Source organism: Polaribacter sp. Hel1_33_96 (assembly GCF_002846595.1).
In the GTDB taxonomy this organism is placed as follows: Bacteria; Bacteroidota; Bacteroidia; order Flavobacteriales; family Flavobacteriaceae; genus Polaribacter.
The window spans coordinates 276,961-292,168 of the sequence record NZ_PJMV01000001.1; the positions used below are offsets into that span (position 1 = coordinate 276,961).

13 protein-coding genes are annotated in these 15,208 nt (G+C 30.0%); 5 read left to right on the forward strand and 8 right to left on the reverse strand.

Going from position 1 to position 15,208, the window contains the following annotated elements; genetic code table 11:
- Positions 1–57 precede the first annotated feature (57 nt).
- Both dnaG and ATE90_RS13760 read left to right on the forward strand, forming a co-directional pair.
- Positions 58–2,070, forward strand: a complete 2,013-nt coding sequence (dnaG, locus tag ATE90_RS01290; RefSeq protein WP_036782979.1) for a DNA primase — start codon at positions 58–60, stop codon at positions 2,068–2,070.
- 431 nt (positions 2,071–2,501) lie between these two features.
- Positions 2,502–2,636, forward strand: coding sequence for a hypothetical protein (locus tag ATE90_RS13760; protein ID WP_297799494.1), 135 nt, complete (start codon positions 2,502–2,504; stop codon positions 2,634–2,636).
- A gap of 64 nt (positions 2,637–2,700) precedes the next feature.
- Here the strand turns inward: ATE90_RS13760 and nadE are convergent, their stop codons facing one another.
- Positions 2,701–3,489, reverse strand: coding sequence for an NAD(+) synthase (nadE, locus tag ATE90_RS01295; RefSeq protein ID WP_036782982.1), 789 nt, complete (start codon positions 3,487–3,489; stop codon positions 2,701–2,703).
- A 60-nt stretch (positions 3,490–3,549) separates the two neighbouring features.
- Between nadE and gldB the strand changes: the two genes are divergently transcribed.
- Both gldB and gldC read left to right on the forward strand, forming a co-directional pair.
- Positions 3,550–4,509: a gliding motility lipoprotein GldB gene (gene gldB / locus ATE90_RS01300; RefSeq protein WP_036782985.1), complete on the forward strand. Its 960-nt coding sequence runs from the start codon at positions 3,550–3,552 to the stop codon at positions 4,507–4,509.
- Positions 4,509–4,844 (forward strand): gliding motility protein GldC, encoded by a 336-nt coding sequence (gene gldC, locus ATE90_RS01305; RefSeq protein WP_036782987.1) that lies wholly within the window; start codon positions 4,509–4,511, stop codon positions 4,842–4,844. The genes gldB and gldC overlap by 1 nt, the downstream gene beginning before the upstream one ends.
- Positions 4,845–4,848: 4 nt before the next feature.
- Here the strand turns inward: gldC and folK are convergent, their stop codons facing one another.
- From folK to tamL, 6 genes are all read right to left on the reverse strand, one after another.
- Positions 4,849–5,973 carry a 2-amino-4-hydroxy-6-hydroxymethyldihydropteridine diphosphokinase gene (folK, locus tag ATE90_RS01310; RefSeq protein ID WP_036782989.1) on the reverse strand — a complete coding sequence of 375 codons (1,125 nt, stop codon included), beginning with the start codon at positions 5,971–5,973 and terminating at the stop codon, positions 4,849–4,851.
- 104 nt (positions 5,974–6,077) lie between these two features.
- Positions 6,078–8,327 carry a polyribonucleotide nucleotidyltransferase gene (locus ATE90_RS01315; protein ID WP_101450635.1) on the reverse strand — a complete coding sequence of 750 codons (2,250 nt, stop codon included), beginning with the start codon at positions 8,325–8,327 and terminating at the stop codon, positions 6,078–6,080.
- 242 nt (positions 8,328–8,569) lie between these two features.
- The gene (rpsO, locus tag ATE90_RS01320; RefSeq protein ID WP_036782995.1) at positions 8,570–8,839 is read right to left on the reverse strand and encodes a 30S ribosomal protein S15; all 270 of its coding nucleotides are present in this window, start codon (positions 8,837–8,839) and stop codon (positions 8,570–8,572) included.
- 107 nt (positions 8,840–8,946) lie between these two features.
- On the reverse strand, positions 8,947–9,804 hold the full coding sequence (gene accD, locus ATE90_RS01325) for an acetyl-CoA carboxylase, carboxyltransferase subunit beta (protein WP_036782998.1): 858 nt from the start codon (positions 9,802–9,804) through the stop codon (positions 8,947–8,949).
- Positions 9,805–9,976: 172 nt separating this feature from the next.
- On the reverse strand, positions 9,977–11,044 hold the full coding sequence (gene fbaA, locus ATE90_RS01330; RefSeq protein ID WP_036783001.1) for a class II fructose-bisphosphate aldolase: 1,068 nt from the start codon (positions 11,042–11,044) through the stop codon (positions 9,977–9,979).
- A gap of 112 nt (positions 11,045–11,156) precedes the next feature.
- The gene (gene tamL / locus ATE90_RS01335) at positions 11,157–13,670 is read right to left on the reverse strand and encodes a translocation and assembly module lipoprotein TamL (RefSeq protein WP_101450637.1); all 2,514 of its coding nucleotides are present in this window, start codon (positions 13,668–13,670) and stop codon (positions 11,157–11,159) included.
- A 69-nt stretch (positions 13,671–13,739) separates the two neighbouring features.
- On the opposite strand from tamL, the gene ATE90_RS01340 reads away from it, so the two are divergent.
- Positions 13,740–14,474 carry a TrmH family RNA methyltransferase gene (locus ATE90_RS01340; protein ID WP_036783007.1) on the forward strand — a complete coding sequence of 245 codons (735 nt, stop codon included), beginning with the start codon at positions 13,740–13,742 and terminating at the stop codon, positions 14,472–14,474.
- 33 nt (positions 14,475–14,507) lie between these two features.
- Here the strand turns inward: ATE90_RS01340 and porT are convergent, their stop codons facing one another.
- Positions 14,508–15,206, reverse strand: a complete 699-nt coding sequence (gene porT / locus ATE90_RS01345) for a type IX secretion/gliding motility protein PorT/SprT (RefSeq protein ID WP_036783010.1) — start codon at positions 15,204–15,206, stop codon at positions 14,508–14,510.
- Between the last annotated feature and the right edge of the window lie 2 nt (positions 15,207–15,208).

The following is a 15,208-nucleotide window of genomic DNA, read 5'->3' on the forward strand; positions in this document are numbered from 1 at the left end:
TACTTTTATGAAAATATCTTATTCTTATATTTGTTTACCTTTTATCATACCAAATAAATGATTTCTAGAAGTACTATAGACCGCGTTTTTGAATCTGCAAGAGTTGAGGAGGTTATTGGTGAATTTGTTCAGCTAAAAAAAGCAGGAAGTAACTTTAAAGGATTAAGTCCTTTTACAGATGAAAAATCACCGTCATTTATGGTGTCTCCCGTAAAGCAAATCTGGAAAGATTTTTCTACTGGTAAAGGAGGAAATGCAGTTTCTTTTTTGATGGAACATGAGCATTATTCATATCCAGAAGCTTTAAAATGGTTAGCTAAAAAGTACAATATAGAAATTGAAGAAACTGAGCAAACCGATGAGCAGAAAGAGCAAATGAATGAACGCGAAAGTATGTTTTTGGTGTCTAATTTTGCTAAAGATTATTTTCATGATTTAATGCTTAATTCAAATAAAGGTAAAGCAATAGGATTATCATATTTTAAAGAACGTGGTTTTAGAGACGAAACCATTAAAAAGTTTGAATTAGGCTATTGTATTGATGAGTGGGATAATTTTACAAAATCGGCTTTAGCAAAAGGTTATGATATAAAATACCTAGCCTCAACAGGCTTGACCATTGTAAAAGAAAATAAACAATTTGATCGATTTAAAGGACGTGTACTATTTCCTATTCACTCGATGTCTGGGCGAATCTTAGGTTTTGGTGGGCGTATTTTAACAGCGGATAAAAAAGCAGCCAAATATTTAAATTCACCTGAAAGCGACATTTATCATAAAAGCAAAATCCTTTATGGAATTTATCAAGCTAAAAAAGAAATCGCGAAACAAGACAATTGTTTTTTGGTTGAAGGATATACGGATGTAATTTCTTTTCATCAATCAGGAATTGAAAATGTAGTAGCTTCATCTGGTACGGCATTAACTTCAGATCAAATTAGGTTAATAAACAGATTAACAAAAAATATTACTGTTCTTTTTGATGGAGATGCAGCGGGAATTAGAGCCTCTATTCGTGGAATAGATTTAATTCTAGAACAAGGAATGAATGTAAAAGTTGTTCAATTTCCTGACGGAGAAGATCCAGATAGTTTTGCGAAATCACATTCAGATAGTGATTTAAAGGAATATTTAGAAAATTCTGCACAAGATTTTATCAACTTTAAAGTCTCACTTTTGCTAAAGGATTCAGATAATGATCCCATAAAAAAAGCAAGTGTAATTAGAGATATAGTAACTAGTATTTCTAAAATTCCTGACGGAATTCAAAGGGAAGTTTATGTGCAAGAATGTTCAAGAATTATGGATATTTCTGAACGAGTTTTATTTAGTGAATTGGCGCAATTATTAAAAAAAGAATCTTTTCAAAAAACTAAAACGAGTTCAAATTCTAACAATGTAGATCCAAATCAACCACCTCCAGAATATTTTATGGATCAAGAGCAAGCTCAAATGGGATTGGTGAAAGGTGGGCAAGTTTCTTCTCAAAAAATTGATCAACTATCAATACTTGAGAATGAAATTATAAGAATTTTACTTTTGTATGGCAATGAGGAGGTGGAATTCATTGAGGAAGTTATTCATACGAATGAAGATGGTAAAGAGAAAATTGATACAAGAAAATACCAAAACTTAGTTTCTGCAGAAATATACGTTCATTTGCATGATGACGAAATTGAGTTTTCGAATTCAACTTTCCAAGAAATTTATGCAGAAATGATTCATCAATTAAATCAATTTGAAAAACTTGAAATGGATGGTTTAATCAACCATGAAAATCCAGATATAAGAACTATCGTTACTGCTATTTTAATGGATGAAGAAAATCCAAATATGAAATTGAGTGATTGGGAGGGGCAAAACATCAATGTTACGAGTGCTTTAGAAGTTTTAAATAAAGCAGTTAATGATGCTGTTTTTAATTTACGTAGAATTTTAATTGGCCAAAAAATTGAAGAATTGATGAAAGAAGCTATGGAAAGTCAATCTAAAAATATAGATTTAGAAATGATAAAAAGCTACACGCAATTAAAAATGAGACTTTTTGAAAAATTAAATAGAGTTATATAATATTATATTCTTCGACTTTTATTGAAAGATATTGCAACCTAGTATTTTCTTAAACTAATAATTGAAATGCATCTAAAAATTTATTTTATTGTTTTCTATTTTATATGAGGGTAAAAGATGCTTTTGTTGCTTAGAAAGAATTCGAACTTATGAAAAGAATTTTTCAAATTATACAGAGAACTTGATTTCCATTTAAACTTCCGTTTAACATATTTAAAAGTTCAAAAAAATAAAGCTATAATTCGAATAAAAAGTATGGTGATTTCTGCTCGTTTACGATAACTTTTTATTTTTTTATAAATTATTATCCGAGGAAAAATACAAGTATATATTTGCCAATCATATAGTTAAATATTTTTTTATTCAAGAAAGATGTAAAAAACTGTTTTAAGTTGTTATCTTGTTATCGCTAGGAATTAAAATTTATAGTGATGAAAAGAATATTACAGATCTTAAAAATCATTCAATTACTTATTTTTTTACCATTTGAAATTTCAAAAGGTTCTAAAAGAAGAGCTTATATGAGAATTAAAAAAAGGATGATTTCTGCGAACTTATTAGAATAATTAGTAAAATATAATATTTAAATAAAATGCCTTAATAATTAAGAAATTAATGACTGCGGTCAACTTACTTTAAATTAGTTGGTATTTCACAAACAGGTATTGGCATCATTTTGTGTTGGTTAATTGTATTTAGTCTTGTGTATATTTTAAAGACTTCTTTTTCTCTTCCAGAGAAATCTTCAAAAATTTTACCTTTATCTTGCATATTCATAGCCCATTCTAATTCATCGTAAGAAGCACCTATTTGGTCTTCATCTGTTCTACTATCGCCAAACAAACCGTCTGTTGGCTGTGCTTTTTGTATGGAATTTGGCACACCTAAATACGCAGCTAATTCATAAACTTCAGATTTCATCAAATCTGCAATCGGACTTAAATCTACGCCTCCATCACCATATTTAGTGTAAAAACCAACACCAAAATCTTCTACTTTATTTCCTGTTCCGGCAACCAATAACCCTTGTAAACCTGCAAAATAATACAAAGTAGTCATTCTTAAACGGGCTCTAGTATTTGCTAGAGATAAATTTAATTTTGTAGAACCCTCTATGCTAGGAACTGTTTTTTTAAAATCTTCAAAAGTAGAGGTTAGACTCACTCTTACTTCAGAAACATTCTCAAAGCGTTTTTTTAATTGTAGTATATGTTCTTCTGCTCTAGAAACTTGACTTTCTGCTTGGTGAATGGGCATCTCTACACATAAAGTTGGTAAACCTGTTTTTGCACATAAAGTGGATGTTAACGCAGAATCTATTCCTCCAGAAACACCAACAACAAAGCCATTTGTTTTTGCATTTGTTGCATATTCTTTTAACCAATTAATAATGTATTCTGCTACTTTTTCAGTGTTCATTAATAAACTATTTTAGTACTTTTAACGTTCTTTAAATTAAGATACTAAGATACAAATTTTATGAGATTTTTATTTGCATTTTTAATGGTTTTGTGCTTGTTTTTTTCATGTTCTGATAAAAATGATATTAGAATTGATGTTTCTAAAATAAATATTGATTTTTTAATAAAAAGATATGAGGTTGATTTCTATGAGTCTACAAAAGAAACACTTCCAAAAGTTAAAGAAAAATATCCTTATTTATTTCCAAAAGAATTTACCGATAGTCTAGCGATTATTAAAGTTAATGATAAGCAAGAGCAAGAATTATTTGCTGAAACTCAGAATATTTACGAGAACTTTTCATTTGTAGAAAAACAAATTTCATCGCTTTTTAAACACATAAAATATTACAATCCAACCTTTAATCCACCTAATGTTATTACGATGATAACAAACATAGATTATGAGAATAGAGTTATTTATTCGGATAGTTTATTGTTAATTTCTTTGGATGTTTACCTTGGGAAAAATCATCCATTTTATGGAGATTATCCAAAATATATTAAGGAAAATAATTCAAAAGATCATATTGTTGTAGATGCAGCAAAAGCTATTATAGACCAACAAGTTTATCCGTCTATTAATAGGGACTTTATTAGTAAAATGATTCAGGAAGGGAAAAGAATGTACTTATTAGATTTATATTTACCATTAATTTCTGATAATGTGAAAATGGGGTATTCTCAAAATAAATTTAATTGGGCAACTTCAAATGAAGAACAAGTTTGGATGTATTTTATTGATAAAAAATTATTGTTTAGTACAGATATAAAACTGAACAAAAGATTTCTTGAAAATGCACCCTTTTCTAAGTTTTATACCGAGCAAGATAATGCTACTCCAGGTAAAATTGGAGTTTGGATTGGATGGCAAATTGTAAAATCATATATGAAACATAATGATGTATCTTTGCAAGAATTATTAGAAATAAATGAATCTGATTTATTCAATAAATCTAAATACAAACCCAAAAAATAATGGCTGTTAAACACAATTCTGAAATAAAATTTAAAGTTGGTTTAGATGAAAATAAAGTTCCCGAAGATATTTCTTGGACGGCAAAAGATGGTGGAATTGACAATGAGGCTTCAAAAGCAATTATGATCTCTGTTTGGGATCATAAGACAAAAGATACTTTAAAAATGGATTTGTGGACGAAAGATATGCCGGTAGATGAAATGAAACAATTTTATCATCAAACTTTAGTGTCTATGGCAGATACTTTTGAGAGAGCCACGGATGATCAAAAAATGAGTGCTACCATGCGTGATTTTTGTGAGTATTTTGCGGAAAAATTGGAGCTTAAAAAGTAAGTATTTACGTGTTTTTTATTTTATTGAGGATGTAACTGTAGTCTTCAGTATTATTTACAAAATCAATTTCTGACACATCAATAATTAAAATATTTAATTCTTGTTGTGTGCTTATGAAATTTTTATAACCATCATGAATTTTTTGTAAATATGCAGCCTCGATATTCTGCTCATATTCTCTCCCTCTTTTCTTTATATTCTGTAAAAGTCTATCGGTATTTTGATATAAATAAACATATAAATCTGGTTTTCTAATTTCTTTATACATTAAATCAAACATTTTTCGGTACAATAAATATTCATCTTTTTGCAAAGTAATTTGAGCAAATATTAAAGATTTAAAAATATAATAATCAGAGACAATTAGGTTTTTGAATAAATCTAATTGCGCTAAATCATCAGATAATTGTTGGTATCTATCAGCCAAAAAACTCATTTCTAAAGGAAAAGCAAAACGTTCTTTATCTTCATAAAACTTTGGTAAAAATGGATTGTCCGCAAAACGCTCTAAAACAATTTTAGCATTAAATTCATCAGACATCATTTTAGACAAGGATGTTTTTCCTGCCCCAATATTACCTTCAATAGCGATGTAATTGTATTTTTCCGATAAAGGAATTGGACGAAGTAAAGTTCCATCAATTTTAAAAACTTCAGATGTATCATTACAGTTTTTCAGACAAATAGAAAGTGTTTTCTTTTCTATTGGATGCATAATGGTATCAGCAATTTCTGCCAAAGGAATTAAAACAAATTTACGTTCTAACATTTTTGAATGTGGCACGATAAGCTTTCTTGAGAATATAATTTCGTCATCAAAAAGTAAAATATCTATATCGATATTTCTATCAGTATAACCTGATAAGTCTTCTCTTCTTCTTCCTAGCTCATTCTCAATTTTTAAGAGAATACTCATTAACCTTTCAGGCGCATGATAGGTCGTAACTTTTATGCATATATTGTAAAAATCATTACTTTCAAACCCCCAAGATGCAGTTTTATAAACTGAAGATATTTTCTGAATAGCACCTGCTTTATCAGCAATTAAATTAATTGCATTTTGCAGGTTTTCAAGCTTATTTCCTTGATTTGTTCCTAGAGAGAGATATGTAATTCTTTGAATTTTCATTAATCGTTTACAAAGAAAATAAAAGCATTTTAGAAAATAGCTATAAACAAAAAAAATCGCCAAAATATTCTGACGATTTTATATGTTTAAAAAAAAATAGGTTATTAATCTTTTTTTGGTTCTCTTGGTTTTCTGTCATCACGTCTGTTATCACGTCCACGATTATCTCTACCTCTATTATCACGTCCACCAGAACGTTTATCATCTCTTGGTGGTCTTGCTACATAACCTTCTGGTTTTTCTAACAAAGCTTTTCTAGAAACTTTCTCTTTACGAGTTCTTGGATCTAAACCAAAGTATTTTACATCTAAAATATCTCCCATTTTAACAACGTCAGAGACATTATCTGTGCGTTCCCAAGCTAATTCACTTACATGCAATAAAACTTCGTTTCCTGGAGCCTCTACATATTCTACAACAGCACCAAAATCTAACATTTTAATTACCTTTACTTCGTATGCACTTCCAACAACAGGTTTAAACAGCATTGACTCTATGCGAGCAATTACTTTTTCAATTCCTGCAGGATCTGTTCCTAATATTTCAATAATTCCTTCTTCAGTTACAGCATCTTCAGTAATTACAATTGTAGTTCCTGTTTCTTTCTGTAATTCTTGAATATGTTTACCTCCTGGCCCAATAAATGCACCAATCATATCATTAGGAATACGTCTGTTAATCATTTTAGGAGCATGTTCCTTAACTTCTTCGTTCGCAGAAGAAATGGTGTCAGTTATTTTTCCTAAAATATGTAAACGACCAGCACGTGCTTGTTGTAAAGCATTTACTAAAATCTCATATGATAACCCTTTTACTTTAATATCCATTTGACAAGCAGTAATACCTTCAGAAGTACCTGTTACTTTAAAATCCATATCTCCTAAGTGATCTTCATCCCCTAAAATATCAGATAATACAGCATAATTTCCAGATTCGGCATCAGAAATCAATCCCATCGCAATTCCAGAAACTGGTCTTATCATTTGTACACCAGCATCCATCAATGCCATTGTTCCAGCACAAACAGTAGCCATAGAAGAAGAACCATTAGACTCTAAAACTTCAGAAACTACTCTTACTGTGTAAGGACAACTATCAGGAATCATTCCTTTTAAGCCACGTTGCGCTAAATTACCATGTCCAACTTCTCTACGAGATGTTCCACGAATTGGTCTAGCTTCACCTGTACAAAAAGGAGGGAAGTTATAATGTAAATAGAAATTTTCTTCACCTTCGTAAGATGGCATATCTATTTTATTAGCATCTCTAGAAGTTCCTAAAGTAACTGTAGCTAAAGCTTGAGTTTCACCACGAGTAAAGATTGAAGAGCCATGTACTGATGGTAAATAATCTACTTCTGACCAAATTGGTCTAATTTCATCTGTTTTACGACCATCTAAACGTAATCCTACATTTAAGGTTAAATCTCTAATTGCAGCTTTTTCTGCTTTGCGATAATAATCAGAAACTAAACCACCATAATCCTCTAATTCTTCTTCAGAAAAAGTAGCTTTAATATCTGCTTTTATTTCTTTAAATGCAGCAGTTCTTTCATGTTTAGAAGATCCAGCTTCTGCGATAGCATATACTTTATCGTATGCCATGTCATGAACCTTTTTCTCTAAATCTTTATCTTCTCTTGCACCTTCATATTCACGAACTTCTTTTTTTCCAAATGCTTCTGCTAATCTTAATTGAGCCGCACATTGTACTTTTATAGCTTCATGCGCAAACTTAATAGCTTCAGCCATTTCTTCTTCAGAAATTTCATCCATTTCACCTTCAACCATCATTACAGAATCAGCAGAAGCTCCAATCATCATATCGATGTCAGATTCAGCTAATTGAGCTCTTGTTGGGTTGATGATAAATTCTCCGTTTATACGACCAACTCTTGCTTCAGAGATTGCGCATTCAAATGGAAAATCTGATAATTGAATCGCTGCTGATGCTGCTAAACCAGCCATTGCATCTGGCATAACGTCTTCATCATGAGACATTAACTGAATCATTACTTGAGTTTCTGCAGTATAATCTTTTGGGAATAACGGACGTAAAACACGGTCTACTAAACGCATTGTTAATACTTCACCGTCACTTGGTCTTGCTTCTCTTTTAAAGAAACCACCTGGATAACGTCCTGCGGCAGCAAATTTTTCTCTGTAGTCTACCGTTAATGGAAGAAAACCAAGATCTTTTTGTTCATAATTGGATACAACTGTACACAACATCATACATTTTCCTGATTGCACAACAACACTACCATGAGCTTGTTTTGCTAATTTTCCGGTTTCGATAGAAATCTCTCTACCATCACCAAGGTCTATAACCTCTTTAAATACTTTTGGAATCATAAATTTTAATTCTAAATTTTTAATTTGTTTGTTGTTGTGCTGTCGTATGTTGCAATGGAAATTCAAAAATGCTGTTACTATTTTTGATTTTTTTATATAGATTCTGTTTGTTAATCAGAACTAAATATTTTTTTGATTTCGGCCTTTGTAGCAAAAATGTATACTTCTTTTGTAATAAGCTACAATTGGATTAGTTTTAATAAAAAAAGAGGCACGTTTATAGAGCCTCTTTTTTGTGCGAATTATTTTCTAATTCCTAATTCTTTAATGATTGCACGATATCTATTGATTTCGGTTTTCTTTAAATAATCTAGTAAACTTCTACGTTTACCTACCATCATTACTAATGAGCGTTCAGTGTTAAAATCTTTACGATTTTTCTTTAAATGCCCAGTTAAATGGTTAATTCTGTGCGTAAATAACGCGATTTGACCTTCTGAAGAACCTGTATCGTTTTTTCCTTTACCGTGTTTTTCGAAGATGCTTTCTTTTACTTCTTTAGTTAAATACATTCCAATATTATTTAAATGATTTTTATGTACATCAATGATGTTTTCATTGAAGCTGCAAATATATAATTATTTTTTTGAATAGAAACCCAACAGTGCGTGCTTTTTACTTATGCTCTAATTGGTAGATTCTGAATTAAATCAATGTATAAATTAATTTGTTTTTTTAATTGTTTTCTCTCATAAATTCCGTCTAGGAAACCATGCTCTAATACAAATTCAGATTTCTGAAACCCTTCTGGTAAATCTTTACCTGTAGTATCTTTTACAACTCTTGGCCCTGCAAATGCAATTAAGGCATTTGGTTCTGCAATATTAATGTCACCTAACATTGCATAAGAAGCTGTCGTACCTCCAGTTGTGGGATCTGTACATAAAGAAATATAAGGTATTTTAACTTCCGCAAGTTGTGCTAATTTTGCAGATGTTTTTACTAATTGCATCAAAGAAAGTGATGCCTCCATCATTCTTGCTCCTCCAGATTTTGAAACCATTAAAAATGGAATTTTATGTTCTATCGAATAATTAATGGCTCTTGCGATTTTTTCACCCACAACAGAACCCATAGAACCACCAATAAAAGCAAAATCCATAGCAGCAATAACTAAATCTTTTCCTAATGATTTACCTACAGCAGTTCTTACAGCATCATTTAATTTTGTTTTTTCTTGAGCCGCTTTTAATCGATCTGGATATTTTTTTGTGTCTTCGAACTTCAAGGGATCTTTAGAAGTTAAATTCTTATTTAATTCTTCAAATTTATTGTCATCAAAAAACAGTTCAAAATATTCTTTACTTCCTATTCTTACATGGTAACCATCTTCTGGACTTACATATAAATTCCTTTTTAATTCTTCTGTATCTATTATTTTTCCACTAGGAGTTTTATACCATAAACCTTTAGGAGTATCTTTTTTATCTTCTGTAGAAGTTTGTATTCCTTTATCTGTTCTTTTAAACCAAGCCATACTTGTTATTGTGTTTTAGGTTGTTGCTATATTTATAAATTAAAAAATAGATTCTAAATTAGAAGTACAAATGTAAAAGATTTTTCTTTAAAGTGTCATTTTTGATGCTTAAAGTCATAAAAAAAAGCACTTTGATTTAATCAAAGTGCTTTTCATTTATTAAAAAATATTTTTATAAAGTATCAACATTGTTTAAATCAGCAAAAGCTTGTTTTAATCTCGCTTTAAAAGTTTCTTCACCTTCGCGCAACCATTTTCTTGGGTCGTAATATTTTTTGTTCGGTTGCTCTGCTCCATCAGGATTACCAATTTGAGTTGCTAAATAAGCTGATTTTCCTTGCATATAATCTCTAATTCCTTCAGTAAAAGCGAATTGTAAGTCAGTGTCAATATTCATTTTAATAACTCCATAACCAATAGCCTCTCTAATTTCTTCTAAAGTAGAACCTGAACCTCCATGAAATACAAAATCGATATGATTTTCTTCAACGCCATATTTCTTTGTAATAAACTCTTGAGAGTTCTTTAAGATTTTTGGAGTTAACTTTACATTTCCTGGTTTGTAAACTCCGTGAACATTTCCAAAAGCTGCAGCAATTGTGAATTGAGGAGAAACTTTTAATAACTCTTCATAAGCGTAAGCAACCTCTTCTGGTTGTGTGTATAATTTAGAAACATCTACGTCAGAATTATCGACTCCATCTTCTTCTCCACCAGTAATACCTAATTCAATTTCTAAAGTCATACCCATTTTGCTCATTCTAGCTAAATAAGTTTTACAAATTTCGATATTTTCTTCTAAAGGCTCTTCTGATAAATCAATCATGTGAGAGCTGTATAAAGATTTACCAGTTTCTTCAAAGTGTTTTTCTGATGCGTCTAATAAACCATCAATCCAAGGTAATAGTTTTTTTGCTGCGTGGTCTGTATGCAAAATTACAGGAACTCCATATGCAATGGATAATTCATGAATGTGTTTTGCACCTGCAATGGCGCCTGCAATAGCAGCTTTTTCATTTTTGTTAGATAAACCTTTACCCGCATTAAATTGTGCTCCTCCGTTTGAGAACTGAATAATTACAGGTGCATTTAAATCTCTAGCAGTTTCTAAAACACCATTAATAGTATTAGAACCGATAACATTTACTGCTGGTAAAGCAAATCCTTTTTCTTTTGCTAGTTTAAAAATTTCTTGAACTTCTTTTCCTGTTGCTACTCCAGGTTTAATATTATGACTCATTTTATATTTTTTTATTGATGTTTACTTGTCAAAAGTACTAAAAAATAGTAGTTTAAGAATCTTGATTCCTTATAAAATAACGAAAACGTTATAGGGTTTTTGTAAGATTTAATTAGAAAGGATAGTTGATTCCTATATTGTAAACAGCATGGGATAAATTGTAATTTTGAAACCATTTACGATTCTTTAAATATGGTTCATAAGTTTTAAAGCCTACATCAATACGTAAGATTAAAAAATTGAAATCCCATCTTGCTCCAAGACCAGAGCCAATAGCAATATTTTTCAAGGAAGATAAACTATTAAATTTAGCATTATCTTCTACAAAACTAGACCCAGAGATATCCCATATATTTCCAGCATCAACAAATAGTGCGCCTTTTAATTTACTTATAATATCAAATCGGTATTCAGCACTAGTTAAAAATTTGAAACTGCCAATATTAAACTCTAATCCAGAATTTCTACTTCCAGGCCCTAATTCATAAGTTTGCCAAGCTCTAATGTCGTTAGAACCTCCAGCAAAATAACTTTTCGTAAAAGGAATATCTGAATTATTATAGGTAACAATTGCGCCTAAAAATGTTCTAAGAGCAAAAACAGAATTGTTACCAATATTCCAGAACTTTTTGTATTCTATATCCGATTTAAAATATTGCGCTAAAGGAATATTTAAAAGAGTCTTTTTGTTGTTTGTGTTTCTTTTATTAGACAAAAAGCCTAAAATGTTTCCAGAGTTAGCTAATCTAATTTTAAAGAAAGAAAAATTATTGTCTTTAAAACTTGACTGATTATTATAAGTAAATGAATATCCAACTATTGGGATTAAAAAGTCTGAAGTAATAATATTGTATCTATTTAGTATATTTGTCGCTAGGTTGTATTCTTCAGGGTTTGTATTTCGAAAGTTATTATTTCTATTATTATCTGCAACAAGATTCATAAATGAAACAGCTTTGGAAGCTTGATTTTCATCTGTTGGAATAGGGTAATTGTTAGTGGTATTATTTACATTGTCATAAACTTGTGCAACTGAATTTAAGCTTTCGAATTCAGAATTGTAAATAGTAAAGAAGCTACTAACGTTTAGGTTTTTTACATATTGCGTGTTTAAAAGTTCTAATTGTACCGTTTTTTTTGAATTAAATTGCCATTTATAATCTGTAAGAATTGTAAATGTTTGTCTGTCTAAACCAATGTTTTTTTGAAAACTTGAGCCAAACGAAAACAACGTTCTTGGAGACATTTCTTTTGGGACAAATTTACTTAACCCAAAAGGAGCAACAAACCTTGGTACTTCTAAAGATATATCTGCACCAATTTCCCATCCTGGACCATTATTAGAATTAAACCAAGAGCCTAAAAGAGACATTTTTAGTAATTCTGCACCTCTAAAAGCATTTCTATCTATGATTGAGAATTTTGCTGAAGCGCCGATATTTCTAATGTTAGAATGTGTTAGTTCTGTCTCAAAACCTAAAGTGTATTTCTCTAAAGGAGCTAAGAAAATATCCATTTTTAGTTCATTTTTAAATCCAGGGATTGGTGTAAATTTAATATTTGTTGATTTAAAATTCTTTAAAGATTTTAAGTGCGTTCTTGTTAGGTTTCTTAAAGTGTCTTTGTAAATCCCATTTGGTTTTAAGAAAATAGATTGTGATAAATATTTAAGATTGTATTTTATCTTATCATGAGCTAGAAAATTGATTCCGTTATAAGAGATAGAGTCTTTTATTGAATTGCTCCTTTTTGCAAAAGAATAATCTGTAAATACATTTACTTCTTTTATGGTGTGAACATTAAAAGGTTTTTCTATGTAGTTTCCATTCGATTCAATTAATCTATTCGAAGAAATTAAAAAATCAATATTTGTTTTGTAATCTGTTCTTGTTGAATCTACATAAAAACCGATAGCAGATTCTGAAAAATGATAAATTCCGTTATTTCTAAAAAGCTTTACAACATTATCTGCTTCATTTCTAAAAGTTTGATCTTTGTATTGATTTCCTGTTTTTAAAAGCGTTTCTAAAGCAGATTTTTTATAAATTGAGTCTAAAATTGGAGACGCAATTTTAATTTTTACAGAGTCTAAAATAGTTGGTTTACCTTTTGAAATATGATATTCTACAGTCGCTTTTTTATTGGTAGAACTTTTATTTATTTTAGAGGTTACTGTCGATTTAAAATAACCTTGTGTTTTGTAATATGCCCATAAATTTTCTGCGGTTCTTTTTACTTTTATATCTTTAATTATTTCGGGCCCCTGATATTTTAAAAACGATTTATTTAAGTTGATAAGAGAGTTGGCATAAGCAATACTTTGTTTTTCTGAAAAAATAGTTCTAACAAAATTGTAAGAGCGTTTATTTTGCTTCGCCCATTCAGATGGTGTTTTGGGTTTATTGTGATTTCCAAGATTATGAAAATATAAACCTAAAGGCAAACCTAAAAAACGTGGATTTGGTTTTTGTAAAACGTATTTTTGCAGTTCGGTAGCATTTGTTTTTGCACTATCTATAAAAAAATAATTTTCTTTTAACATGTATTCTTCATCAGCAACATGTTTTGTAGAATTACATGAAACCAGAAATACAATCAATAAAAAATAAAACGAAAGTTTTTTCATTATTTTAGCACTGCAAAGAAATTCAAAAATAGTATTTTTCAACGGTTTATTTTTATTTACATACAATTAATGAGCATCTCAAAAAGTCAACTTAAAATTATAACAAGCTTATCTCAGAAAAAGTATAGACAAAAGCATAAATTATTTATTGCTGAAGGTATAAAGGTAGTAAATGAATTACTGAATTCTTCTTTTGAAATGGATACGTTATTTGCAGTTGATGATTTTCAAACTGATATTTCTTCAGATAGGATTATAAGAATATCAGAAAAGGATTTACAAAAAATAAGTAATTTAAAAACGCCCAATAAAGTTATAGGGATATTTAAAATTCTGGATGAAAAACCAGTTCAAACTAACGGAATCACAATTGCTTTAGATGCTATAAATGATCCAGGGAATTTAGGTACAATTATTAGATTGTGTGATTGGTTTGGTGTATCTCAATTGGTTTGTTCTAAAGATACTGTAGATTGTTATAATCAAAAAGTTGTGCAAGCAAGTATGGGTTCTTTGACTAGAGTTTCTATTATTTATATGGATTTAGAAACGTATTTAAAAGAATCAATTTTACCAACTTTCGTTGCTGATATGCATGGTTCAAACGTTTATGAGACTTCACTACCAGAGGAAGGTATTCTTATTATGGGTAATGAAGCTAATGGGGTTTCTGATGGGATAAAAGCATTGATAAAAAACAAAATTTCAATTCCAAGATTTGGAGAAACCCAAGAAACTGAAAGCCTGAATGTTGCAACTGCAACCGCTATTTTACTTAGTGAGTTTAAGAGAAATATTTTGTAAGTAGTTTTTCGTCAGAAATTTTGTGATTCAACTTTATTCAAAAGCAAAGGTTAAAAATACGCCGCGAGTTCCCATAAAATTTATGGGAGCTGTCCATTGGCTATTTGGGTCATCATCGTATTTAATTTCGTTGTTAAAAGCAAAAATTCCACGAATCGATGGAGAAAACTTAAAGTAATATAAATAAATATCAATTCCCATTCCAACTTCGTACATAAAATTATGAGTTTTCATCCTAAATTGTCCTGAAGAATTGTCGTCTTGATTGGCTTCATTGCTAGAGAAATTATAATTGTAAGAGACTCCCCCTAATAAATACGGACGGATATTTTTATATCTATCTGTGCTAAATTTAAAAATTACAGGCACATGCAAGTACGTAGAGCCAATTTCTCTTAAACTATCTTGTTTTGTCACTAAATGATTGAAATAAATATTTTTAGAATTACTTACTAAACCTGGTTCTAAACGTAAGCTCAGGTTTTTATGTAAACGAAAATCTGCAATTAAACCAACATTAAAACCAGCAGCAGCAGTAGCAGAGATATCAGCATTATCTATGGAGCTGTTCCTTAAATTTAATTTAAAATCATTTTGATTTAAACCTAAATAAAAACCATAATGTAATTTTCTTTTATCAAAAGTTGGTAAGTTTTCTACACGTTCTCTTTGTGCGTAAAAAGCGGCAGAAATCATCATGAAAAAACCAAAAAGCAGCACTTTTTTATTCATCG

Bases quoted from the DNA above. Each gene is read 5' to 3' on its own strand.
- dnaG (WP_036782979.1), top strand. From the start codon at position 58: ATGATTTCTAGAAGTACTATAGACCGCGTTTTTGAATCTGCAAGAGTT.
- ATE90_RS13760 (WP_297799494.1), top strand. From the start codon at position 2,502: ATGAAAAGAATATTACAGATCTTAAAAATCATTCAATTACTTATTTTT.
- nadE (WP_036782982.1), bottom strand. From the start codon at position 3,489: ATGAACACTGAAAAAGTAGCAGAATACATTATTAATTGGTTAAAAGAA.
- gldB (WP_036782985.1), top strand. From the start codon at position 3,550: ATGAGATTTTTATTTGCATTTTTAATGGTTTTGTGCTTGTTTTTTTCA.
- gldC (WP_036782987.1), top strand. From the start codon at position 4,509: ATGGCTGTTAAACACAATTCTGAAATAAAATTTAAAGTTGGTTTAGAT.
- folK (WP_036782989.1), bottom strand. From the start codon at position 5,973: ATGAAAATTCAAAGAATTACATATCTCTCTCTAGGAACAAATCAAGGA.
- ATE90_RS01315 (WP_101450635.1), bottom strand. From the start codon at position 8,327: ATGATTCCAAAAGTATTTAAAGAGGTTATAGACCTTGGTGATGGTAGA.
- rpsO (WP_036782995.1), bottom strand. From the start codon at position 8,839: ATGTATTTAACTAAAGAAGTAAAAGAAAGCATCTTCGAAAAACACGGT.
- accD (WP_036782998.1), bottom strand. From the start codon at position 9,804: ATGGCTTGGTTTAAAAGAACAGATAAAGGAATACAAACTTCTACAGAA.
- fbaA (WP_036783001.1), bottom strand. From the start codon at position 11,044: ATGAGTCATAATATTAAACCTGGAGTAGCAACAGGAAAAGAAGTTCAA.
- tamL (WP_101450637.1), bottom strand. From the start codon at position 13,670: ATGAAAAAACTTTCGTTTTATTTTTTATTGATTGTATTTCTGGTTTCA.
- ATE90_RS01340 (WP_036783007.1), top strand. From the start codon at position 13,740: ATGAGCATCTCAAAAAGTCAACTTAAAATTATAACAAGCTTATCTCAG.
- porT (WP_036783010.1), bottom strand. From the start codon at position 15,206: ATGAATAAAAAAGTGCTGCTTTTTGGTTTTTTCATGATGATTTCTGCC.